General features: G+C 61.7%; 18 protein-coding genes and 1 pseudogene. 6 read left to right on the top strand and 13 right to left on the bottom strand.

What is annotated here, in order from left to right; genetic code table 11:
• Positions 1-16 precede the first annotated feature (16 nt).
• Positions 17-1,789: a nitric oxide reductase transcriptional regulator NorR gene (gene norR, locus FLM52_05675; GenBank protein ID NVN55282.1), complete on the bottom strand. Its 1,773-nt coding sequence runs from the start codon at positions 1,787-1,789 to the stop codon at positions 17-19.
• Positions 1,790-1,982: 193 nt separating this feature from the next.
• On the opposite strand from norR, the gene FLM52_05670 reads away from it, so the two are divergent.
• Positions 1,983-3,200 (top strand): nitric oxide dioxygenase, encoded by a 1,218-nt coding sequence (locus FLM52_05670; protein NVN55281.1) that lies wholly within the window; start codon positions 1,983-1,985, stop codon positions 3,198-3,200.
• Positions 3,201-3,366: 166 nt separating this feature from the next.
• Here the strand turns inward: FLM52_05670 and cysN are convergent, their stop codons facing one another.
• From cysN to FLM52_05640, 6 genes are all read right to left on the bottom strand, one after another.
• Positions 3,367-4,818 (bottom strand): sulfate adenylyltransferase subunit CysN, encoded by a 1,452-nt coding sequence (cysN, locus tag FLM52_05665; GenBank protein NVN55280.1) that lies wholly within the window; start codon positions 4,816-4,818, stop codon positions 3,367-3,369.
• Positions 4,819-4,989: 171 nt separating this feature from the next.
• The gene (gene cysD / locus FLM52_05660) at positions 4,990-5,901 is read right to left on the bottom strand and encodes a sulfate adenylyltransferase subunit CysD (GenBank protein ID NVN55279.1); all 912 of its coding nucleotides are present in this window, start codon (positions 5,899-5,901) and stop codon (positions 4,990-4,992) included.
• A 314-nt stretch (positions 5,902-6,215) separates the two neighbouring features.
• The gene (locus FLM52_05655) at positions 6,216-6,962 is read right to left on the bottom strand and encodes a phosphodiesterase (protein NVN55278.1); all 747 of its coding nucleotides are present in this window, start codon (positions 6,960-6,962) and stop codon (positions 6,216-6,218) included.
• 119 nt (positions 6,963-7,081) lie between these two features.
• Entirely contained in the window at positions 7,082-7,528 is a 447-nt protein-coding gene (locus FLM52_05650) for a DUF1249 domain-containing protein (protein ID NVN55277.1), read from the bottom strand.
• Between the two features lie 324 nt (positions 7,529-7,852).
• Positions 7,853-8,491, bottom strand: coding sequence for an NUDIX domain-containing protein (locus tag FLM52_05645; GenBank protein ID NVN55276.1), 639 nt, complete (start codon positions 8,489-8,491; stop codon positions 7,853-7,855).
• A gap of 355 nt (positions 8,492-8,846) precedes the next feature.
• Positions 8,847-9,530 (bottom strand): hypothetical protein, encoded by a 684-nt coding sequence (locus tag FLM52_05640; GenBank protein ID NVN55275.1) that lies wholly within the window; start codon positions 9,528-9,530, stop codon positions 8,847-8,849.
• Positions 9,531-9,726: 196 nt separating this feature from the next.
• Here FLM52_05640 and FLM52_05635 point away from each other — a divergent pair, with 196 nt between their 5' ends.
• A complete protein-coding gene (locus FLM52_05635) occupies positions 9,727-9,978 on the top strand; it encodes a hypothetical protein (protein ID NVN55274.1) in 252 nt (83 codons plus the stop codon).
• 39 nt (positions 9,979-10,017) lie between these two features.
• Here FLM52_05635 and FLM52_05630 read toward each other — a convergent pair whose 3' ends face one another.
• Together FLM52_05630 and FLM52_05625 are read right to left on the bottom strand one after the other, a co-directional pair.
• Positions 10,018-11,271, bottom strand: a complete 1,254-nt coding sequence (locus FLM52_05630; GenBank protein ID NVN55273.1) for a hypothetical protein — start codon at positions 11,269-11,271, stop codon at positions 10,018-10,020.
• 406 nt (positions 11,272-11,677) lie between these two features.
• The gene (locus FLM52_05625; protein NVN55272.1) at positions 11,678-14,233 is read right to left on the bottom strand and encodes an EAL domain-containing protein; all 2,556 of its coding nucleotides are present in this window, start codon (positions 14,231-14,233) and stop codon (positions 11,678-11,680) included.
• 287 nt (positions 14,234-14,520) lie between these two features.
• Here FLM52_05625 and FLM52_05620 point away from each other — a divergent pair, with 287 nt between their 5' ends.
• Entirely contained in the window at positions 14,521-16,503 is a 1,983-nt protein-coding gene (locus FLM52_05620; GenBank protein NVN55271.1) for a diguanylate cyclase, read from the top strand.
• Positions 16,504-16,704: 201 nt separating this feature from the next.
• On the opposite strand, the gene FLM52_05615 is transcribed toward FLM52_05620, so the two are convergent.
• Positions 16,705-17,292, bottom strand: a complete 588-nt coding sequence (locus FLM52_05615; GenBank protein ID NVN55270.1) for a recombinase family protein — start codon at positions 17,290-17,292, stop codon at positions 16,705-16,707.
• A gap of 179 nt (positions 17,293-17,471) precedes the next feature.
• On the opposite strand from FLM52_05615, the gene FLM52_05610 reads away from it, so the two are divergent.
• Both FLM52_05610 and FLM52_05605 read left to right on the top strand, forming a co-directional pair.
• On the top strand, positions 17,472-17,705 hold the full coding sequence (locus FLM52_05610; GenBank protein ID NVN55269.1) for a DUF3018 family protein: 234 nt from the start codon (positions 17,472-17,474) through the stop codon (positions 17,703-17,705).
• A pseudogene (locus tag FLM52_05605) lies at positions 17,702-18,024 on the top strand (type II toxin-antitoxin system PemK/MazF family toxin). The gene FLM52_05610 and the pseudogene FLM52_05605 overlap by 4 nt, the downstream one beginning before the upstream one ends.
• A 47-nt stretch (positions 18,025-18,071) precedes the next feature.
• On the opposite strand, the gene FLM52_05600 reads toward FLM52_05605, so the two are convergent.
• From FLM52_05600 to FLM52_05590, 3 genes are all read right to left on the bottom strand, one after another.
• A complete protein-coding gene (locus FLM52_05600) occupies positions 18,072-20,135 on the bottom strand; it encodes a diguanylate cyclase (GenBank protein ID NVN55268.1) in 2,064 nt (687 codons plus the stop codon).
• Positions 20,136-20,552: 417 nt separating this feature from the next.
• Positions 20,553-20,993: a hypothetical protein gene (locus FLM52_05595; protein NVN55267.1), complete on the bottom strand. Its 441-nt coding sequence runs from the start codon at positions 20,991-20,993 to the stop codon at positions 20,553-20,555.
• A 222-nt stretch (positions 20,994-21,215) separates the two neighbouring features.
• Positions 21,216-21,518, bottom strand: a complete 303-nt coding sequence (locus FLM52_05590; GenBank protein NVN55266.1) for a hypothetical protein — start codon at positions 21,516-21,518, stop codon at positions 21,216-21,218.
• A gap of 208 nt (positions 21,519-21,726) precedes the next feature.
• Between FLM52_05590 and FLM52_05585 the strand changes: the two genes are divergently transcribed.
• Positions 21,727-22,227 carry a copper-binding protein gene (locus FLM52_05585; protein ID NVN55265.1) on the top strand — a complete coding sequence of 167 codons (501 nt, stop codon included), beginning with the start codon at positions 21,727-21,729 and terminating at the stop codon, positions 22,225-22,227.
• Positions 22,228-22,229 lie beyond the last annotated feature (2 nt).

Here is a 22,229-nt window from a genome sequence, read left to right as displayed (position 1 = left end):
GACACTGCCTCGCGCCTCAGACAATTCCCAGACGCTGCGCCTGCCGGTACAGGTTGCCGCGATCGACCTTGAGCCTGCGCGCCGCCTCCGCCCAGTTGCGATCACTGGCCTGCCAGACCCGCGAGATGTGCTCGCGCTGAAACGCCTCGGTGGCATCGCGCAGCCCCAGCGTCTCGTCGCTGGCGTGTCGGCAGGCGCGCTGTGCAGAGCTTGCTCCTGGGGTCTGACTCGCTTCCGCCGCATGACTCGCTCTTCCCGCCTGATCCACCCTCCCCATCTGCGCGCCCTGAATCTCCTGCGCTACGCTGGCGGCCCGTTCAAGTGACACCTCGGCGTTGACCTCCAGTCCCAGCAGTTCCGGCGTGATCACCACCAGCTGGCGCCCATCGGCGCGCAGGCGAGTCAGGTGGGCACCATGCGCGAGCCGGGCATGCAGGGCCGCGCGACTCAGGCAGTGCTCCAGCTCACGCACGTTGCCGGGCCAGGGGTAGTCGCACAGCAGGCGCTCCGCCGCCGGCGTCAGGCGCAGATTGCCCAGTCCGAGGCGCGTGCGGTTGTGTTCCAGAAAGGTGCCGGCCAACGCCAGCAGGTCTGCACGTCCGCGCTCGCGCAGCGGCGGCACCCTGAGCGGATAGACGCTCAGACGGTGATAGAGGTCTTCACGGAAATGCCCGGCGGCGACCTCCGCCTCGAGATCGCGATTGGTGGCCGCGATGACGCGCACATCGACCTTGACCACGCGATCGCTGCCCAGCGGCTGCAGCTCGCCTTCCTGCAGTACCCGCAGCAGCTTGGGCTGCAGCGCCAGCGGCAGCTCGCCGATCTCATCCAGCAGCAGGGTGCCACCATCCGCCATCACGAAGTGGCCACGGTGATCATGGGTCGCGCCCGAGAAGGCGCCACGCCGATGACCGAACAGCGCGCTTTCGACCAGGTCCGGCGACAAGGCGGCGCAGTTGATGCGTACCAGCGGCCGCGCAGCCCGCCGGGATGCGTCGTGTAGGCGCTGGACCACGCCCTCCTTGCCCACACCGGTCTCGCCCTGCACCAGCACCGTCATCTCGGTATCGGCGACCGCCTCCAGCTGCGCCTCGAGCCTGGCCATCGCCGGCCCCCGCTGCGGACAGGCCATGGCGCTCTGTGACGCCATGCCTGTCGGTGAGACCACCATCGGTGCCGAAAGCGCTGACCTGCCGTCCGCGGCCCACTCCTGTCGCAGGGACAGCGACAGACAATGTGCGGAGAGTGACAACCAGGCCTGCAACTCCTGAAGGGGAAGTGCCAGCTCGTCCGTGCTCGCAGAGGCACACAGCGATTCCAGCGGGGCGAGCACCCCCGGCGTCAGCGCGTCGAAGGTCATCACTCCCAGCAGGGTGTCGCCCTCGCGCAGCGCGATACCGGCACAGTCATGCACCAGCAGATCCGGCCCATGCACGTCCCCCAGCAGGCCATCGAAGGGGTCTGGCAGGTCGCTGTCCAGCGCGAAACGATGCACTCCCGTGTGCTCGGCGATCGCCTTAAGCCGCGGGTGCTCCGCCAGCGCGAAGCGTCGCCCGCGCACCTCGGCAGGCAGGCCGTAGGTGGCCAGTGGCAACAGCTCGTCACGCTCGGGCAGGTAGCGCATCAGGGTCGCCGCCTCACCGGGCAGCTGCTGCATGATCGCGGCCAGCAGACGCGTCCATGGCAGCGCTCGCCGCTCGCCGCCCTCCTCGCGGGACAACCAGGCGGCAAGCCAGGCATTCACGGCCGCGACCGGCGTATCGTTCAGGGGCAAGTGGGCATCGGGCATGCGGTCCTCCTTGCGGGGATCGGGTGTGAGAGGGCTCAAGATTGATGTCATCATGACACGTTCGATGTCATTAAGACACGCCACATGACCATGTCATTTTGACATCATGGACCTACAGAGCGCATGACGACTGCCCTGGAGAGTTGGCACGCCCCTTGCCATAGAGGGAGGGACATCAATCAGAGGTATCGTCATGCTGACCAACGCCCAGGAAGACCTGATCGCCGCCACCGCTCCCGTCGTCGCCGAGCATCTCAATGCCATCACGGCGCGCTTCTATCCGCTGATGTTCGAGCGCTATCCCGAGGTGAAGCCGCTGTTCAACCAGACCCACCAGGCCAGCGGCGGCCAGGCCCGTGCGCTGGCCGGCGCCGTACTCGCCTATGTCGGCGCGCGCCACTCACGTGAGGCGGTGGACCGCCTGCTGGCGCCCGTGGTCAGCAAGCATGTCTCGCTCAACATCCTGCCGGAGCACTACCCTATCGTCGGCGAGTGCCTGATGGCTGCCATCGGTGAGGTGCTGGGGGATACCGTCACGCCAGAGATCGCCGATGCCTGGGGCGCCCTCTACGGGGAACTGGCCGCTGTGCTGATCGCCGCCGAGCAGGGCCGCTACGACAGCTTCGCCGCTACCCGCGGCGGCTGGCAGGGGCTGCGCCGTTTTCGCATCGTGCGTACACAGGACGAGAGCCGCGAGATTCGCTCGCTGTACCTGGTGCCGGTGGAAGGCCCGATGTTCTCCTTCCTGCCGGGCCAGTACATCGGCATGCGCCTGACGATACCGCAGGGCGTGATCCATCGTCATTACAGCCTGTCCCATGCGCCGGACGAGCGCTTCTGCCGCATCTCGGTCAAGCGCGAGGCCTACGGCCAGTCCAGCCAGTACCTGCATGCGCTGAAGGCAGGTGACGAGATCGAGCTGCTGCCGCCGGCCGGCGAGCTGACCTTCGAACATGCTGCCCCGCAGAGCGCCGATGCCCCGGTGCTATTGCTGTCAGCCGGTGTCGGCCAGACACCGATGCTGCCGCTGCTGACGGCGGCGCTGGCGGCGGGCCGCCAGGTGATCTACCTGCATGCGGCACGCAATCCCGAGGTGCATGCCTTCGACGCCACACTGCAAACGCTCGTCGTGCAATATCCCGAGCAGCTGCATTATCAAGTCTGCTACGAACAGGCCGAGACGCTGCCGTCCCATGCGCAGCTGGGCATCATCGAGCGCGACTGGCTGGCGCGGCAGATCGCCACGACCGGTGCCAGCGCCGAGTCGTTGCAGGCCTTCGTGATCGGCCCGCATGGTTTCATGCAGAGCATGATCCAGCACCTCAGCCGTATCGGCGTCCCGCTCAGCCAGTGTCACCACGAGCACTTCGGCCCCTCCGCCCCGCTCGCCATCGACACGGCTGTCGCCTGATGCGCCAGAGGTGAGCCGCGCCATGCAAAAAAGCCCCCATCGCCTTGCGGCCATGGGGGCTTTTGCGTTCTCCGGCTTCATTCCAGCAGGCCGTGTTGTTATTGCGTGTCCAGCGTTGTTGTTGGTATCTCGCTGACTTCCATGCTGCTTTCGCGACAGGATGGAATCAGTTGGTGCGGCCGAGCAACTCGCGCACGTCACGGGCTTCCCAGTGCGGGAAGTGCTTGCGCACCAGCGCGTTGAGGTCGGCTTCAAACGCGGCCCAGTCGGTCTGCCGGGTCGTGGCCTGGGTGCCGGAGCGACCCACGCCGCGAATCATGCCCGCGCCGACGGTCACGTTACTCAGACGATCGATCACGATGAAGCTGCCGGTACCCGGGCTTGAGCGGTAGTCATCCACCGGCACCGCCTGGGTCAACTCGAGCTGGACTCGGCCAATGGCGTTCAGCGCCAGGCTGTCGCCCTCGTGATGCTCCAGCGTGTTGACGTCGTAGAGATAGTCGATGGCGCTGACCTGGCCAGTCAGGTCGCGGGTCGCCAGCTTGATATCGTACTGACGGCCCGGCTGCAGCGGCTTCTCGTGCATCCAGACGATATCCGCTTCCAGCGCATTGGAAAGTGGCAGTTCGGCATCCGCCGCCACCAGCCAGTCGCCACGCGAGATATCGATCTCATCATCAAGCGTCAAGGTGATGGCCTGCCCCGGATAGGCGATCTCGAGATCACCATCGAAGGTGACGATGCGCTCGATGGTCGAGGTCTTGCCGGACGGCAGCACCTTGACGCTGTCGCCCGGACGCACGACACCGGCCGCCAGGGTGCCGCAGTAGCCACGGAAATCGAGGTTGGGACGATTGACGTACTGTACCGGGAAGCGGAGATCGCTGAGATTTTGGTCGTGGGTCAGTTCGACGGTTTCCAGCACCTCGAGCAGTGACGGGCCCCCTACGCCATCGACGGTGTACCAGTCCAGTGACGGACTGCGATTGACGACGTTGTCGCCCTTGAGAGCGGACATCGGCACGAAGCGGATGTCCGGTGCATTCAGCTTGTTGGCGAACTCCTGATACTCGGCGACGATCTCGTTGAAGCGGGTCTCGGAGTAATCGACCAGGTCCATCTTGTTGACCGCGATCACCAGGTGCTGGATGCCCAGCAGGTCGGCGATGAAGCTGTGACGACGGGTCTGGGTCTGCACGCCGTAGCGCGCGTCGATCAGGATGATCGCCAGACTTGCCGACGAGGCGCCGGTGGCCATGTTGCGGGTGTACTGCTCGTGCCCCGGCGTGTCGGCGATGATGAACTTGCGCTTGTCGGTCGAGAAGAAGCGATAGGCGACATCGATGGTGATGCCCTGCTCACGCTCGGACTGCAGGCCATCGACCAGCAGGGCCAGATCGACCTCGTCACCGGTGGTGCCGCTGGTCTTGGAGGCCTGGGTGATGGAGGCCAGCTGATCTTCATAGATCAGCTTGGAATCGAACAGCAGACGACCGATCAGGGTCGACTTGCCGTCATCAACGCTACCGCAGGTGATGAAGCGCAGCAGGTCCTTGCGCTCGTGTTCTTGCAGGTAGGCTTCGATATCCGCGGAAATCTTGTCTGACGCGTGGGACACACTCTTCTCCTTGCCGCTGTCATGGGCCTGATGAGGTGGCGAGCCAGTGTCGCGAGCCAGTGTCGCGAGCCAGTATCTCGTGAGGCTGCGAGCCGACTCATCATGCTAATTGTTCGTTCGGGTCATCAAGCGCCGTGTAACGGCGCCTGCAGGCAAAATGCTAGGGCGACCTTAGAAATACCCTTCGCGCTTCTTCTTCTCCATCGAGCCTGCCTGGTCGTGATCGATGGCACGCCCGGAGCGCTCACTGGTACGCGTCAGCAGCATTTCCTGGATGATTTCCGGCAGGGTCGCGGCGGTGGATTCCACGGCGCCAGTCAGCGGGTAGCAGCCCAGGGTACGGAAACGCACGGACTTCATTTCCGGCACTTCGCCTTCCTTGAGCGGCAGACGGTCGTCATCGACCATGATGTCGAGGCCGTCACGTCTCACCACCGGACGCACTGCGGAGTAGTACAGCGGCACGATCTTGATGGACTCAAGATAGATGTACTGCCAGATGTCCAGCTCGGTCCAGTTGGAGAGCGGGAAGACGCGGATGGACTCGCCCTTGTTGATCTTGGAGTTGTAGATGTTCCACAGCTCCGGACGCTGATTCTTGGGGTCCCAGCGGTGGTACTGATCGCGGAAGGAGTAGACGCGCTCCTTGGCCCGCGAGGCTTCCTCGTCACGACGTGCGCCACCGAAGGCGGCATCGAAGCCGTGCTTGTCGAGTGCCTGCTTCAGCGACTGGGTCTTCATGATGTCGGTGTACTTGGCGCTGCCGTGGTCGAACGGGTTGATGCCCGCCTCGACGCCTTCCTGATTGATGTGCTCGATCAGTTCCATGCCGACTTCCGCCGCCATCTCATCGCGGAACTTGATCATTTCCTGGAATTTCCAGGTGGTATTGACATGCATCAGCGGGAACGGCGGGACGCCCGGCGCAAAGGCCTTGCGCGCCAAGTGCAGCATGACGGCGGAATCCTTGCCGATGGAGTACAGCATGACCGGATTGGCAAATTCCGCTGCCACTTCACGGATGATGTGAATGGATTCGGCCTCAAGCTGCTTGAGGTGGGTCTGACGTTCGGGGGTAAGCATCGCGTGCGGCAACCTCATGAGCGTTGGGACACGCCCCGAGAGGCGGCCCGTGAAGTCAGTGGCGCGCTCTGTCAGCGACAGATGGATGCCCCGAGGAAGCACGCCGAATGGTTACACGGTACTCGCCCTGCCTTGATAACGTCAAAGAATCAGAAACTATCTTTTAAGACCGAAATGACATACCTGACACCTGTGGGTCTTGCGCCACACTGATGACACCGGGCCATTCATGCTGGCGCCCAGGGCATTCACGCTGACGCTATGGCTGTGGCAGCGCATGGGGCGAGCTTGCCCGCCCTTACTTGCGAGCCTGGCTAGAGCGTGACCCGCTCCACCCAGGTCTCGAGATGCTCGCCATCGAGATCCACCACGCGCAGGCCGGGGCGCGCCGCCTCATCCACGGCGAAATCATGGCTCAGCGGAGCGAACTGATCGGAGGTGGAGGGAACGCCATAGACGGCCACACTGCCCTGCCCACACGGCATGAGTTGCGTGAAGGCCTGATGGATATGCCCACACAGCACGGCCCGCACCTGCGGGTATGGGCGCAGCGTTTCCCACAGCGCATCGCGGTCGGCAAGGCCCAGCGCATCCATCCAGTCCGAGCCGATCGGCAGCGGATGATGATGCATGGCCAGCAGGACCGGACGCGGGTCCAGCTCGACGGACAGCGCCAGTGACTGTGCAAGCTCGCTCAACTGCTCCTCGCCAAGCTCTCCTCCCGCCTGCCCGGTGACGCGCGAATCCAGACACAGCAGTCGCCAGTCGCCCAGATCCAGCTCGTGATGGAAGGGACGCAGCTCCTGCATGAATTCAGGATGATCGTGGTTGCCCGCGAGCCAGAACCAAGGGCAGCCCAGGCCATCGAACAGCTCTGCCGCCATGCGATAGGAGGCAGGGCTCTCGTCCTGGCTGACATCCCCGGTCACCAGCAGGATATCGGGCCGCAGGCGCGAGGCATGCGCCATCACCGCCTCCAGCTGACGCCAGGGGAAGCCCAGCCGTGAACGCGCATCAGGGTCGGCGCGTAGATGGCAATCACTTATCTGAATCAGTCGCATCGGTCTCTCGAGCAGCAGGGAAATGAACAGAACCGCGAGGCCGGGCCATCGCGGTTCTGTCAATCAAGACGGGTAATCCACCGGGTGTCAGCGCCTGTGCGCCACGCCAGCCCCAAACGTCACGGCAACTCCGGCACATCCGCCTGCCCGAAGGCGCGGGCATGGGTCAGCCATTCGCCGAGAAAGCGATTGAGCTGAAGCTTTTCATCCGGCTGGTGCATGCGCGGATTCGGGTAACGATTGCGCCCTGAGAAGTGACGCTGGCGCTGAAAGTCGGTGACCTCCGCCATGCGCACGTCGTGGTACAGATGCACGCTCATGCGCGGCGAATCGATGATGTGGTCCAGCACGCCGGTCTGGGCGACCGTGACCATGGTGGTATAGGGCGCGCATTCGACCACCTCGAGCAGCAGCGTGCCGAAGTGGCCCTGATTGCCCGCCAGCGGGAAGGCGAAGCTGTCACCGGCCTCGGCCTTGCCGAGGATGCGCGTGAGGCGCAGATAATTGGACCCGCACTCGGCATGGAGTGCTTTTAGGTCAGCCACATAGGCTTTCTTGACCTGCATGGGCGATCTCCTTGCGAATCTCAGAACATTGGCATGTTGTCTGTCAAAGCACGCCCGCTATCGTGCGTGGCAAGATGCGGGCGACGTGCGATAAATCAAGCGCTGTGCCAGCACTCAGGCTGTCGGCGATCAGCTCTCGGCTATCGAGTCCAGCTCTCAAGACTGAAGCTGAGACGAAAACCGAGACCGATACGGACACTGGCGCAGACAGTGATCGTTGCTGGCTGCCGGTTTTCAGCAAGCCTCTAGAATAGCAGCTCTGACGCGCAGGTTGAGGAAGCCTGCGTGAGACACGAGGGATTGCCAAGCTTCGCCTTCACTGCCTCAGGCATGCATGACGCGCAACGAGGCACGCTCACGCAGCAGCCATTGCATGGCCATGATGGCCATCGCGTTGCCCAACCGCCCTTGTTCCAGCAGCGTGAGGGCCGCCTGGAAGTCGAGCACATGCACACGGATATCTTCATTCTCCTCGGCCAGACCATGCACGCCGCCCAGCCCACTGCTGTCACACAGAGCGATGAACAGCGTGACCTCCTCGGTACAGGCGCCGGGGCTCGGGTAGTAGCGGTAGAGTTCGATCAGGTCGGTCAGCTCGCACCCCGCCTCCTCGACCGCCTCACGGCGCGCGACCTCATGGGCCTGTTCGTCCTTGTCCACCAGCCCTGCAATCGGCTCCAGACTCCAGGGCGTGCGTGCGTCTTCCAGCATGCCGGCACGAATCTGTTCGACGAAGACCACGCGGTCGTTGACCGGGTCATAGGGCAATACGCCTACCGCATCGTGACGGACATGCACCTCGCGATGGATCACATCGCTCCAGCCACCGTTGAAACGCTGGTGGCGGAATTCGCGCTGCTCGAGGCGAAAGAAGCCGTCCTGCAACACTCTGGTCTCGACCCGCTCGACATCGTTCTGCGAGAAGACCTGCTGTCCGGCCACGTGCTCTTGTTGCTCGCTCATGCATCCTCCTTGGCTGAGCAGGCATTATCCTGTCCTGCCGCGAGACTGGCCAGCCCGTCACCTGCAAACTTGCTTGGCGCGTCGTACCGAGTCAGTCATCAGCGCCATTCAAGGCGCTATCTGAAGGCACCTGGACGACTTCTCATCCACAGAGCGATAAACGACACGGCCCGAGCGGAATCTCCGCTCGGGCCGTGGGGCTCAAGGACTCAGTCATTCAGGAAATCGGGGATTCCTCCGAGGCTGTTAGAACAGCGCCTGGCCCAGCGCTGCCGTTCACTTGCAGGGCTCACTGATGTCGCTCCAGCCAGTCTCCACCTCCAACAGCCAAGCAAGCGATACGGACGACGGAGACTCACTGCAGGCGCTTGATCAGTGCGGCGATCTCTTTCTGCAATTCCTGATCGGCCAGCTCACGATTGGGTCGTGGCGGCCCGTCCTGAGCGAGACGCGCATGCTTGAGCGCTTCCTCATCACGGCCTTCGGAGGCCAGATAATCGGCGTAATAATAATTGGTATCCATGCCCGTCGGGTTGACCTCAAGCCCCTTGCGCAGCACTTCTCCCGCCTTCTCATCATCCCCGAAGCCCACTGGCCAGCCGGGCGCCTTGTCATAGAGCGCGCCAAGCGTCACATAGGCAGAGGCATTGTCGCCCTTGGGATCGAGCGAGATCGCCTTCTCGAGCGTGGCCTTGGCTTCCTTGGCCAGATCCAGTGCTCCCAGACCACCGCGCGCCTTGGCCCATGAGGCCAGGATAATGCCTTCCCAGGTCAGCACATGGGCATTGTCCGGATACTGATCCGCCAGCGCGCGTACCTCCTTGCCCAGGGCTTCCATGCCCTTTTCCTGAGCATCACCGGAGACCTGATAATTGATCTGCGCCCAGCGCTTGGAGAGCGGGAAGACGTCATCATCGCCAGGGGCAGCATGGACTCCGGTCATGCCGGCCAGCGTGATGCCCAGCGCCATGCCCCCGGAGAGCAATACGCGACAGCAACGGGATATGACACGGCAAGACGGGTGTGAAGATGGCAGCATGGGCATGGACAGCTCCCTGATTTTCGTTATTGTTGGCAGATTCGGCATGGGTGACGCGCAGGCGCTCCGGCGAGCACACACTGACTGTAACGAACGTTTGAATCGGCCGCCAATCACCCTTGGTCGCAGGTCTCAACGCTAGCGAACATCGCACACGACGCCTTGAGCCTTACCCACAGAACCAGCGGAGCAGACCATGCAAGGTCGCAACATGACACGCTGGCGCGACCCCAAGACGGACCCGCGCCAAGAAAAGAAGAGCAACGTGATTACCCCGCAGGGCCACGCGAAGATGAAGGGGCTGGCCGACCATCTGAGGCGCGTGAGGCGCCCGGAGCTTTCGCGCAAGACGGGCGAGGCTGCCGCCATGGGGGATCGCAGCGAGAATGCGGATTGCCAGAAAGAACCTCAAATGACATACTATAAACTTCAAGCCTTTGTTTTTTAATGATTAAAAAATAGTATCAATACTAATTAGAGGTACTATTTACCCATGCGCCTCCGCAACGTGCAGCTTCGATACCCACCGCTCTGCGACCTCTGTTGCCGACAGCTCATCCCAGCTCAAAGCCCCCTCTAGAAATATGGCAGTAACCATAGCCTCCAAGTTTGAACTCGTAACTTCTTGAGGCAAGGATCTGGCAATTTTTAGCTCCCAACCTCTGGTTTTAACTTTAGACAGGTAGCTCTCAAGAAACCTGGTGAACAAATGCTCAGCAGCAAAGCTATTGACATACTCTACATGCATATATTCAATTACATCTTTCACCATCCTGATCATAGTATAGTAAGCTTTATCCAGCGGATATGTAACAGCAATATGTCTAAGAACAGCATCCAGTTTGATGTTATGATTTATTTTCAACCTATAGCTCATCCCCAGATACCCAACAACAGCATAAAGCTTCTCAACCCGAACATCATTTACTAGACGCCTAATATCTTCAATATCATCAATTGTTACACATCCTTCGACCACATCACCGTTTACTGCCTGCATAAAGTCACTGATATCATATAAACCATCAGGCAAGTTAATATAGAAACCTGGCTGAGGAATACCCCTGAGCCCTGCATTGGAGAGCAAAGATTTCTTTTCGGCACTCCCGCCTCTTAAGCGAGCATATGCCGTTACAGCCTCGTCTCCCATTGGCTCGACGCGCCTGACGGCCTTCCTAGCAACCAAAGAGTTGAGAGCTTCAGCATCTATACTCTTAAAGCCAGACCAGCCAAACCCACCAGCCCCGAGCTTCAAAGGTCCATCGCCATCATAATTCATAGTGAGAATTGCCAGAAGAAACACTTTATCCAGATACTTAAGATCTGAATACTCATAGCCCTCTACTGACAAAGATGACTCCAAGTACTCAACAAGCTTCTTCTCACATTCCTCGTCAAACTTCTCTCTCTGCTCTTGCAAACAATTTTTACAGGTCCCCCTCTTCCCCTTGAGAGCCTCTTTATACTTCATCCTGCTTGACAACAAAACCACATCCCCACAAGAACCACATAGCCCCACACCTCCTGGCGCACAAAACCCAGAACCTTTTTTAATTATAACTCTAATATCTCCCTCACGCAGACCATGCCTCTCTGAAACTCTAGAAACTGAGTAGGCAAAGCCACCGTTTACACCGCCATCATCCGTCACCAACCAATAGTCATTTATTACCTCAACCTCTTCAGATGACAAGTCGCCGAAATAGCAAATGAACCCAACTTCATTATCATTCTTCATCACGTTCAACTCAAACACACCATGGAAATGACAATATAGGCGCAGCCATATGCTAGGTCAAACAGCACATAGACCATGCGCCTGTTAAGAAATGAATGATGAATGGCGAGAGGGAGAGCCAGAGAGGCAGAGGATCAGAGAGAGGGACGGAGGGAGCCGATCGAAGAATCATATACTTTAGGACTAGGAGGTTTCTAACAGGCTGGGGCATTTACTATTGTATATATGATAGAATAAAGAGGTCCGCTATCGGCCAAAAGCGGACTAACCCTCGGGGGCTATTATAGTTGGATTAAACCTTTCCCCCATCTGAATGGTTGCATTCCACCACAAGAAAACCTTGGTTTTCTTTACATGATGGCCAGAGAGAGGGCCATAGGACACTGCTGAAGAGGCCCCGCGACCTACCTCATAGCCCCACAGGTACCGGAAGCTGCCCGGTAAGCTCTATGATGGCCTCCCGCGGCATCGGCCTGGCGAAGTAGAACCCCTGCAGCAAGTCGCAGTTGCGGCGGATCAGGTCCTGCTGCTGCTCCCGCTCCTCGATGCCTTCGGCCACCACCGTCAGGTCCAGGTGATGGGCCATGGTGATGATGCCTTGCACGATGGCGGCGTTGCTGCGGCTGGTGGCAATGTCCTGGATGAAGGCCCTATCGAGCTTGACCTTGTGGATCGGCAGGTCGCGCAGGTAGCTGAGGCTGGAGAAGCCGGTACCGAAGTCGTCCAGCGCGACCCGGATCCCCAGCGCCTTGAGCTCGTTGATCAGCGTGATGGCCTGCTCGGCGCCGTCAAGCAGCACACTCTCGGTGACCTCCAGTTCCAGTAGCTCGGGCGGCAAGTCGGCATCGTCCAAAGCCGCCTTCACGTCGGCCAGGAAGCCGTCACGGCGAAACTGCAGTGAGGAGATGTTCACGGCAACCGGCCCCCCGAGCCCGCCTGCGGCACGCATCGCCGCGGCGTCCTGGCAGGCACGTCGTAGGATCCAGCGCCCCAGGGGAATGATCTGGCCGGTCTGCTCGGCCAGCGGGATGAACACCCCAGGCGAGATCATCCCACGCTCGGGGTGGTGCCAACGGATCAGGGCCTCCATGCCGCGGATACGTCCGTTCACCGCCTCCACGATCGGCTGATAGTAGAGCTCGAATTGATCTTGGCGCAGTGCCGTGTGCAGATCGTGTCGCAACAGCACCGCCTCTTCGGTACCGCGATGTTGGTCGCCCTGATACCAGTACCAGGTATTACGCCCCTGCTGCTTGGCATCGCCGACCGCCAGATCGGCACGCTGCATCAGCTCATAGGCATACGCCACGCTCTCACAGTTGCAGGCGATGCCGATGCTGGCACTGATGTGCAGGGCACGGTCCTCGATCAAGAACGGCTGCGCCAGAGCACTCAGCACGTCCTCGGCCATCTCGACCCCGGCCTGGCGGCTGTCGAGGCCAGGCAGTAGCAAAGCAAACTCGTCGCCGGTCATACGAGCCAGGCTCGCGTCACCGTCCACCACCTGACGCAGACGCTCGCTGACCGCCACCAACAACTGGTTGCCGATGTGATAGCCCAGGCCGTCGTTGACAGCCTTGAAGCCGTCCAGGTCGAGATGCATCACCACCAGCAGCCCCTGATCCTCCTGAACCCGCTCGAAGGCCGCCTGAAGGTGTTCATCGAAGGCGGTGCGGTTGGGCAGGCCGGTGAGCAGGTCATGGGTTGCCTGGTGGGCGATCTGCGCTTCCTGTTCGCGCTGCCGGGTGATGTCCTGCTGGATGCCGATGTAGTGCGTGCAGGCACCGTCGGCATAGAACACCGGGCTCAGCGAGAGGTGGTTCCAGAAGGGCGTGCCGTCCTTGTGATAGTTGCGCAGGGTAGTCTCGGTGGACTGTCGCTCGATGATCGCCCGGCGAATGACAGCAAGCGCCTCGGGGTCAGTGTCTGGCCCCTGCAGGAAGCGGCAGTTGCGGCCCAGCACCTCCAGAGGCGTGTATCCAGTGAGGCGATAGAAGGCCTCGTTGGCATACACCAGGGGCATGTCGGGCTGGGTCGCGTCGGCCATGACCACGCCGTTGGGGGTGGCCTGGATGCCTCGCTCCAGTAGAAGGCGATCCTCTTCCTCCTGCTTGCGGGCGGTGATGTCACGGCAGACGCCGTATACCCCCACCACCTCGCCATCCACCGAGACCGGGAAGTTGAGGATCTCCAGCCGATAGGGGTGCCCATCGCGGTGGGTGCCCATGGTTTCGTACTGGTGCGACCCGCCCTGTCGGGCAATATCGAACCCGGCCAGGGTCAGCTCGCGATACTCAGGCTCAATGAACTCGTTGAAGTGCCGGCCAATCAAGGCGTCTTCGGGATACCCCGTGATCCGTGTCAGCGCGGCATTACCCCGCTGGAAGTGACCCTCCAGGTCGAACTCGTAGACCCCGTCGGGGTGGTTCACGAACAACGAGCGGTGCCATTCGGAGAGGGCTCGGTGGCTGGAGGCATCGCGGTCACGCAGGATCGCCAGTGCCACCAGCGCCGCGGCCTGCTTCATGCGCCGACGACCAGTATCGGTAGGCTGCTTTGGCTCGCGGAAGTAGATGCCGAAGGTGCCCAGCAACTCACCTTCGGCGGTCAGCACAGGATTGGACCAGCAGGCTCTTAGCCCTTCTCGATCGGCAGCATCGCGAAACGGCGTCCAGCGCGGGTCGTTGCGAATGTCCTCGGTGACCACTGGCTCGCGGCAGAAGGCCGCGCTGCCGAAGGAAGCCGCATCGGGCCCGATGGGCACCGCTTGAAGGCACTCTTCGTAGGCCCTGGAGAAGCGCTGGCTGGGGATGAGGCTCAGGGTCTGACGGCGGGAATCGAAGCGCATGAAGGCCACGATGCCATCTGGCAACAGGATCTCGATCCAGCGGGCAATGGCATCCAAAGTCTCCTCGAGCGGCACCTGCTTCGCGATCCGTTCATGAACGTCCTGCTGCGCCTCCATCAGCGCTAATTCGTTAAGCACTACCGTGCCTCCATGCCGCCTTTCTCCTGGGGGTACGTGCGCTCTGGTTCACTTACCACCCTCCATGGGAAGGATAGTGGCCGAGCCGGTCCTGACGGGCAAGGTACACGCGCCTCACGAGCCATATCGTCTACCGAAGATGACGCTACGAGGCTTTTGCTGGATACTTGCGCGCGCTCGGCGAGCAGGCATGCCTCGCCTTGCTCCTGACGTCGTGAACTCTTCGCCTGCACGGATTGCGGCTGACCTGCTTCGAGGCTCCGCCATTGATCATTAAAGCGTTCTGGGCCCGCCTGACGGTGGCGGTCCTGCTCCCTGTATCCCTGGTCACCCTGACCCTGACGCCGATCGTCGTCTCGCACCTGGAAGAGCGAGTCGACGGTACGCGCCGGTCGGCAGAAGCCCTGCTCGCGTCTGAATACGACCTGCTCCTGCGCGGCATGAATGAAAGCTTCAACCAGGTGCTGGCCACCGCCGAGTACCCGCTGCTCAGACGTTTCCTGTCCCGTCAGGACGCTGCCGAAACACCGACATGGGGCCTGGCGGCGCAAAGCGACTGGGAGCAGCTGGAGGCCCTGTTCGATACCCTGCTGACGCACTTCGGCCGCTATACGCGCCTGGCGGTGGTCGACACTGAGGGGCGTGAGTGGGTGGCCACCTCTACGGTCCCGCTGCTACCACGGCCACCGGTGGTCGACCATGGCACCTCGACCGCCTTCCTTCAGGCCATGGCCCTGCAGGCGCGGGACCTGTATGTCTCTTCCCCTCACCTCGGCGCCTCCGGTGCAGAGCAAACGCCGGTGACCACCGTCATCGATATCGCCACGCCGATCGTCGGTGATCAGGGCGAGCGCCTGGGCGTGCTGCTGTTCACCCTCGACTGGTCACGCCTCACCGCCTCATTGCCGCATGCCCGCGAGAGCCGCGGCGAGGCCCTGTTGGCGGGAGCCCAGGGGCGATGGCTCTTGCCCGATACCGACGGCCAGGAGGCGCGCTTCGGCCAGCCCGTGGCCACACACTGGCCAGCGGCCTGGAGCGCGATGTCCGACCGCAACCAGGGTACCGTCACCCTGGAGAACCACCTGCTCGCCTTTCGCAGCCACGATCTGCGCACCCAGCACTATCGCAGCCAGGCCGGCACCATCATCAGCGACCCGGGTACCCAACCCTGGCGACTCGGCATCCTGATGCTGCGCCCGACGCTCTGGGGGCTACTCAAGGAGAACCCGGTGCAGCCGCTGGCCATCACCTTGGTCTACCTGTTGTCAGTGGCCTTCGGGCTGTTCTGGGTCCTCAGCAACCACCGGCTCCGCGGGCTACGGCAGCGTGCATTGCTGTTCTCTCGCGAGGCCCGCCAGTATGCCAACGAGGTACAGGACCTCTACGAGCACGCCCCCTGTGGCTATCACTCCCTGGACAGCGATGGCCGGGTCATCAAGATCAACCGCACCGAGCTGGAGTGGTTGGGCTATCGCGCTGACGAGGTGATCGAGAAACGCCGCTACCGGGACTTCGTGACCCCGGAGACCCGCGCGGCCTTCGATGCCGCCTTCCGCCAAGTGCTGGGGGAAGGCCAGGAGGGCAGTGCCGAGTGCGAGCTGCAGTGTCGCGATGGCACTCGTCTGCCGGTGGCGATTCAGGCCACCGCCCAGGTCACCGACGACGGCTTCCAGTATTCCCGTGCCATGGTGTTCGACCTCAGCGAGCGCAAAGCGCTGGAAGAGCGATTGGAACGACAGGCGCTCGCCGACCCGCTCACCGGCCTCGGCAACCGCCGCGCCCTGGAGGACCAAGCCGCCATGGAGATCGCCCGCGCCGAGCGCAGCGGGGCGCCGCTGTCGCTGATCGCCGTCGACCTCGACCACTTCAAGCGCATCAACGATACCTATGGCCACGACGTGGGCGATATGGTGCTGCAGGCCTTCGCCAAGCTGGCCCGCCAGGTGCTGCGTGATGGTGATGTGCTGTGCCGCATGGGCGGTGAAGAGTTTGCCGTGCTGCTGCCCGATACCCACCGCGAGCAGGCCCTACAGGTCGCCGAGCGCCTCCGCGAGGCGGTTGCCACCACCCCCGCCCAGGTCGGCCAGGACGCCACGGAAGACGGCACACTGGCCTACACCGCCTCACTGGGCGTGACGCTGGTGTGTGCCGGGGAGACCACCCTGAAACCGGCCATCAAGCGTGCCGACCAAGGGCTCTACGCCGCCAAGGAGACAGGGCGCAACCGTGTGGAATGGGAAGAGGCCTGACCCCTGACGAAAAATGCCCCTGGTGACGGGACCGACACCAGGGGCAAACAAGGGAAAATAATCAGGGAAGCGCCTCTGGCCAGAGGCGCAGTGCCAATGCCTACGCAGGGGCAAGCTTGCTGAACATTAGCACCCTCACATGATGCCCCGAGTGTCGCTTCATTCCCACCCCAGGCCCGAGGCCCTCCACCACACAGCGTGTCAGGAGTCGGCTGCTCGGCGCTCCGAGGCTTCGGAGTGACTGGCCTTCAAGGCGGCATAGAGGGCTGTCTTGCTGACCTTGATCCGGGCGGCGGCCTCACGGACGTTCAGCCCATTCGCCAGGTGCTCCCTCGCCCGCTTCAGCTTGTCGTCGGTGACGACGGGCTTGCGTCCTCCTTTGCGCCCACGAGCGGCGGCAGCGGCCAGTCCCGCCTTGGTGCGATCACGGATCAGGTCGCGCTCGAACTGCCCCAGGGCGCCGAACACATGGAAGATTAGCCGCCCACCCGGCGTGGTGGTATCGATGGCTTCGGTCAGCGACCGGAAGCCGACACCACGCGCCTCCAGGGTGCTGACCACCTCGATCAGATGCGGCAGCGAGCGTCCCAGCCGATCCAGTCGCCATACGACCAGCACATCCCCCTCGCGTAGGAACTCCAGGGCCGCCGTCAGGCCGGGGCGTTCCGCCTGGGCCCCGGAGACGGTGTCATCGAAGATTCGCTCGCACCCTGCCTTGAGAAGCGCATCGGTCTGCAAAGCGGAGTCCTGCTCCGCCGTCGAGACCCGCGCATAGCCGATCAGTGCCATGGACCGCCCTTTTGTCCGCTTATCCGTCCGTCTATCTTATTGTCCGCAAACCCATCCTACAAGCTTATTCTCGGACACTGTCCGGCTTGGCCGCCTAACGATCGTTTTCTGGACACCCTTCGTTGCATGTAACGGAAGGGAGCGCCACCCTGTTACATGAAACGAAAGGAGGATTCGCCATGGTGGCAACCGACAACGTGAACAACCGGGTGAAAAGGCACCGTGCTGCTTTGCGAGCGGCCGGCCTGCGCCCGATCCAGATCTGGGTACCGGATACCCGCCAACCCGGCTTCGCCGAAGAAGCCCGCCGTCAGTGCGCTGCCGTTGCGGCTGCCGACGCCCGGGATCAGGATCTGCAGGACTTCATGGATGCCGCCCTCCTGGACCTGGACGACGACGAGTGTGACGCATGAGGCGTGGCGACCTGGTGACCATTGCCCTGTCAGGTGACTTCGGGAAGCCGCTTCCCGCCCTCATCATCCAGTCGGATCAGTTTGCTGGAACCGGCAGTGTGACGGTGTTGCTGCTCTCCAGCACCCGAGTCGATGCCCCGCTGATCCGTCTCGATGTGGAGCCCACCCCCGACAATGGCTTGCAGCGACGCTCCCAGATCATGGTGGACAGCCCATGACAGTGAAGCGAGAGAGGGTAGGAGAGGCCTTCGGCCACCTCGACGACAGCACCATGGTCGCCATCAACAGAGCGCTGGCCGTCTTCCTGGGCTTCGCGTGAGGGAGAGGGTGTACCGCTTGGTTTATTTACGTCGCTGGACACACTTTTCAGCCCACTTTGCCCGTTGACTCGTCGAGGTCAGTCATAGCAGGCTCTTCGCTATCAAGTATCACCCTGTCACGACCACCACGTTTGGCCCGGTAACTGGCAGCATCGGCGCGGTCGAGAACAGCCTTGATTGACTCCTCACCTGATTGGAAGTGGCTCACGCCGATGCTGGCAGTCACGTACCAGCGCTTATCCCCTTGTTCCACGGGGCAAGACCCAATCTGCTCTCGCAGTGCCTCGGCGAGAACCAGCGCCTGATCGGGGCTACAACCACTCAGTAGCACGGCAAACTCATCCCCGCCCTGGCGAGCGGCATGATCACTGCTTCGCACCACGCTGCGCACTGCGTCCGCCACCTGCTGCAGCATGCGGTCGCCTAGTGCATGCCCCCCCTGGTCATTGACCGGCTTGAAGTGATCGAGGTCGAAGAGCAGTACCGCTGTCGGCGTGCCAGTCTTCTGCCACTCCACCAGGGCTTCTTCAAGATAGCGTGTCAGGCCACGTCGGTTGAGTAGTCCGGTCAGCGGATCGTGCTCGGTCTCCCAGCGGCGCAGAGCGTTTTCATGGCGGTCCTGGGTGATATCGCGCACCATCCCGACGATACCGATGAACTCACCTTCGACATGAATCGCTCCAGCATGTACGTCCAGCCAGCGCGGGATACCTTCAGCACCCAGGAGGCGGAACTGGCGCATGAAGTCGCAGCGGCCGGCCAGGCTTTGATGCCAGGCCTCTATCACGGCTGGACGGTCCTCAGCATGGATCCGTTTACCCCAGGTATCCATATCGAGCGATTCATCACCTCCCAGAAGCTCCTCGAGGGCAGCATTGATGAAGGTCACCTGCCCTCTCGAGTCCGTGACGAACATCCCTTGAGGCGAAGCGGCCAAGGTGCCTCGCAACAAGGCCTCACGCTCCGCCAGATCCTGCAAGTTGCCCCGTCGCTCGCGCTCGGTCTCGTTGATCACATCAATGACCCGGCGCAGCTCAGGCATGTGCGTAGGAATTTCCAGCAGATAACGCCGTTCATTCTGAAGCTCACGGACCTGCTCTGCCAGGCGTGTCAGTGGACGAAGCGTCAACCAGATCAGCCCCCCGACCAAGGGTAGAACCAATACCAGCGCCCCCCAAGCATGGAAGGAGATGCGTTGCATACCGGCCACCAGCGGCGCCTCGGCCTGCGACTGTGGCAGGTGCACGCCCACGATCCAGCCGGCTGGCCAGATCTGACGATACGCTACCAGCTGGGCTTCACCGGTGACTGCCTTGCCGGCGCTTTCCCCCTCCCAGCCGTACAGTGCTCGTTCGAGCACCGGAGAAAGCTGCTCTGGAAGGGCAACGATAGGCTGCTCCTGATCAGGGTGAAATAGCCGCTTGCCGGACGCGGTGGTAATGGTGACATACCCACCGTCGCCCAGGCGCAGCCGCTCGAAGCTCTTGAAGAGTCGGCTCTCATTGATGTTGACCAGGCCTCCCAAAAAGCCGGTGTAGCGTCCCGCGCCGTCTCGCAACGGGACCAGCATCATCACCAAAGGAGATCCGGTGATGCGCCCCACGAAAGGCTCGCTGACGTACGGGCGCCGGAAAGCATGCATGAAACGCGCATACTCTCGATCGGGGAAGCTGGCCCCCACCCGGCCGTCACCGATAGGCCAAGCGTCTACAACTCGTGTGTCGCGATCGAAAAGAGTGAGACCTTCGAAGAGGGGAGACAAGGAGTGTCCATGCTGGGCATCAAGGGCACCACGGACTGGTTCAGGAATCTGCTTCGCTAACTGCTCCAACTCATCCAGACGCTCATCGACCTGATAGGTGATGGAATTGCTGATCAGCTCAGCTTCATAACGCAGGTGCTGGTGGTTGGTCTCGTCCACCAAGATACGACCCGCTTGCCAGCCGAGGGTCAGAAGCGTCACGCACAACACCCCCCACAGCATCGCGGCGCCAACCAGCAAGCGTCCACGCAGAGTCATCAGAGGGAGCTTGAGAGGGAGTTTCAGGAGACCCAAAATTTCGGTGTCAGCACCAGGTCTCTTTGCATTAGAACTTGATGTCATCAGCATTATGCTGCACCAGAATATCTCTAGCCGCCAGAGCCCCCACCCTCCTCAGACAAAAAGCCCCTGGTGACGGGGAGGCACCAGGGGCAAAATAATCAGGGAAGCGCCTCTGGCCAGAGGCGCAGTGCCAATGCCTATGCAGATGCAAGGCTGCTTAACATTAGCAGCCTCAAATGATGCCCTGATCGCTGCCTCAAGGCCTCCCACCCGTAGGCCAAATAACAGACAAAAACGCCCCTTTTCTTGAAATAGAAAAAATTACGCAATTTCTTTACGCAAAACCGCCCCGCCAGGGCCTCCTGGAGGGGCGGTCGGCGTGCGTAAAGAAAACGACCATATTGCATACAGCCGCTATCGGCCAAAAGCGGACATCATGCCCGGGCGAGTCAGCACCCGGGCAGTCGCTATCACCTTGCGACGTTACAGCGTCATGTATGGCTGGGCTTCTCCGGCGCGAAACTGGTAGACATTCCAGTCATCCTGCTTCGGTCCCGGCATACCCGGTGTGCCGATGGGCATGCCCGCAAGGCCGATGCCATCGGTATCGGGCTGCTCTTCGAAGAGCCTTTCCACCGCCGCGAAGGGCACGTGTCCCTCGATGACATACTCACCCATCTCGATGGTATGGCAGGAGCCCAGTCCGTAGGGCAGTCCGACTCGCTCCTTGACCTGACCGATCGGGACGTCGTCGACGATGGCGACCTCGACGCCGAGCGCCTCAAGCTGGCGGGCATACTCATCGCAGCAGCCACACTGGGGGTTCTTGTAGAGCGTCGCCGCATTGGGCAAGGCCGCCTGGGCGGTGCCGGCACCGATCAGCAGTGCAGAGGAGGCAAGCAGAGTGGGGACAAGGCGTTTCATGAGCGATCCTCCCGGGAACGACGAGACGTGAAGAGATACTTGACGAGAGTAGCGATGCCGAGGCCGAGCAGAAGCATGACACTCAGAGGCATCAGCCAGCCCATCCAGCCCATTGAACCCATCAGGGCAAAGCAATCGTTGGCGTACATGATGTGACTCCTGACGAAAGTTAGGGAGCACCGATAACGAGCCAATATGTCGTTACCGGGAAGTCGAGCGACGTCAGGATCTGGGAGGTTCTCGGGGTGGTGCAGCGATGAACTCAACCACGGCCGGGTCGGCCAGGTCGGCAAGAGCGTCTGGAGGGACGCGGGGGACAGTCGGCGTGGCGGTCAATGCCGCACAGGCGCCGCAATCGGCGTTGGCGTGATCGAGCATCTCGACCTGGGAGGTACCGCAGTCGACGGCGCAGTCATCCATAGACGCATGACCGGGCAGGCTGGCGACCAGCAGCAGAGCCGCGAGCAGCAGCGCCAACAGGCGTACTCCTCGGAGGTGCAGCAGGCAGCGAACATTGCAGGTCATTCGGTCATCCTCATGGTCGAGTCCCCATTCTGCCTCGGTGGCCGTGTCGTCCAACATGATCCAGGACAAGGGATTCGGCATGGTCTTTATCAGAGCCTTGGATGCTACAACCTACGTGTAACACAAGAGTCAAGGGGTTTCGAGTTCAGTCTCATTTCAGGTTGCTGCAGTATAACCAAGGCTCCACTGATACGATCAAAGAGGTTACATGATGCGTAAGTCTCTGCTGGCCATCACCCTTGGCCTGGCCGCCACTTCCGCCCTTGCTGCCGGTGAACATGGTGGCTCCCATTCCTCCACGCCTGATGCCGAGATCGACCGCACCATCCAGGTCGAGGCCGGTGACATGTGGTTTGATCCCGAGACACTCGGCATCACCGCTGGAGAGACTGTGCGCTTCAAGGTAGTCAACACCGGCAACCTGAAGCACGAATTCGTGATCGGCGATGCCGCAGCCCAGGAAGCGCACCGCGAGATGATGCAGGCTATGGGAGACAGTGGTCATGGTGACGGCCACGACGGCCATGGCGGCCATGACATGGCGGAAGGTGCCCATGGCGGCGCTATGCCGGCGGTGACCATCGCCCCCGGCGACACCGCAGAGCTGGTGTGGACCGCCCCCGCTGACGTGGAGTCGCTCGTCTATGCCTGTAATATCCCTGGGCACTACGAATCCGGCATGGCCGGGGAGATCCAGCTAGGCAAGTGAGC

It is taken from the genome of bacterium Scap17 (assembly GCA_013376735.1).
GTDB lineage: Bacteria > Pseudomonadota > Gammaproteobacteria > Pseudomonadales > Halomonadaceae > Cobetia.
Note: the sequence above shows the minus strand (reverse complement) of the source record. Positions and strands in the feature narration are given on the sequence as shown.

Coding starts and splice junctions, on each gene's coding strand:
- norR (NVN55282.1), bottom strand. CDS start 1,789: ATGCCCGATGCCCACTTGCCCCTGAACGATACGCCGGTCGCGGCCGTG.
- FLM52_05670 (NVN55281.1), top strand. CDS start 1,983: ATGCTGACCAACGCCCAGGAAGACCTGATCGCCGCCACCGCTCCCGTC.
- cysD (NVN55279.1), bottom strand. CDS start 5,901: ATGCTTACCCCCGAACGTCAGACCCACCTCAAGCAGCTTGAGGCCGAA.
- FLM52_05655 (NVN55278.1), bottom strand. CDS start 6,962: ATGCGACTGATTCAGATAAGTGATTGCCATCTACGCGCCGACCCTGAT.
- FLM52_05650 (NVN55277.1), bottom strand. CDS start 7,528: ATGCAGGTCAAGAAAGCCTATGTGGCTGACCTAAAAGCACTCCATGCC.
- FLM52_05645 (NVN55276.1), bottom strand. CDS start 8,491: ATGAGCGAGCAACAAGAGCACGTGGCCGGACAGCAGGTCTTCTCGCAG.
- FLM52_05640 (NVN55275.1), bottom strand. CDS start 9,530: ATGCTGCCATCTTCACACCCGTCTTGCCGTGTCATATCCCGTTGCTGT.
- FLM52_05635 (NVN55274.1), top strand. CDS start 9,727: ATGCAAGGTCGCAACATGACACGCTGGCGCGACCCCAAGACGGACCCG.
- FLM52_05625 (NVN55272.1), bottom strand. CDS start 14,233: ATGGAGGCGCAGCAGGACGTTCATGAACGGATCGCGAAGCAGGTGCCG.
- FLM52_05615 (NVN55270.1), bottom strand. CDS start 17,292: ATGGCACTGATCGGCTATGCGCGGGTCTCGACGGCGGAGCAGGACTCC.
- FLM52_05610 (NVN55269.1), top strand. CDS start 17,472: ATGGTGGCAACCGACAACGTGAACAACCGGGTGAAAAGGCACCGTGCT.
- FLM52_05600 (NVN55268.1), bottom strand. CDS start 20,135: ATGCTGATGACATCAAGTTCTAATGCAAAGAGACCTGGTGCTGACACC.
- FLM52_05595 (NVN55267.1), bottom strand. CDS start 20,993: ATGAAACGCCTTGTCCCCACTCTGCTTGCCTCCTCTGCACTGCTGATC.
- FLM52_05590 (NVN55266.1), bottom strand. CDS start 21,518: ATGACCTGCAATGTTCGCTGCCTGCTGCACCTCCGAGGAGTACGCCTG.
- FLM52_05585 (NVN55265.1), top strand. CDS start 21,727: ATGATGCGTAAGTCTCTGCTGGCCATCACCCTTGGCCTGGCCGCCACT.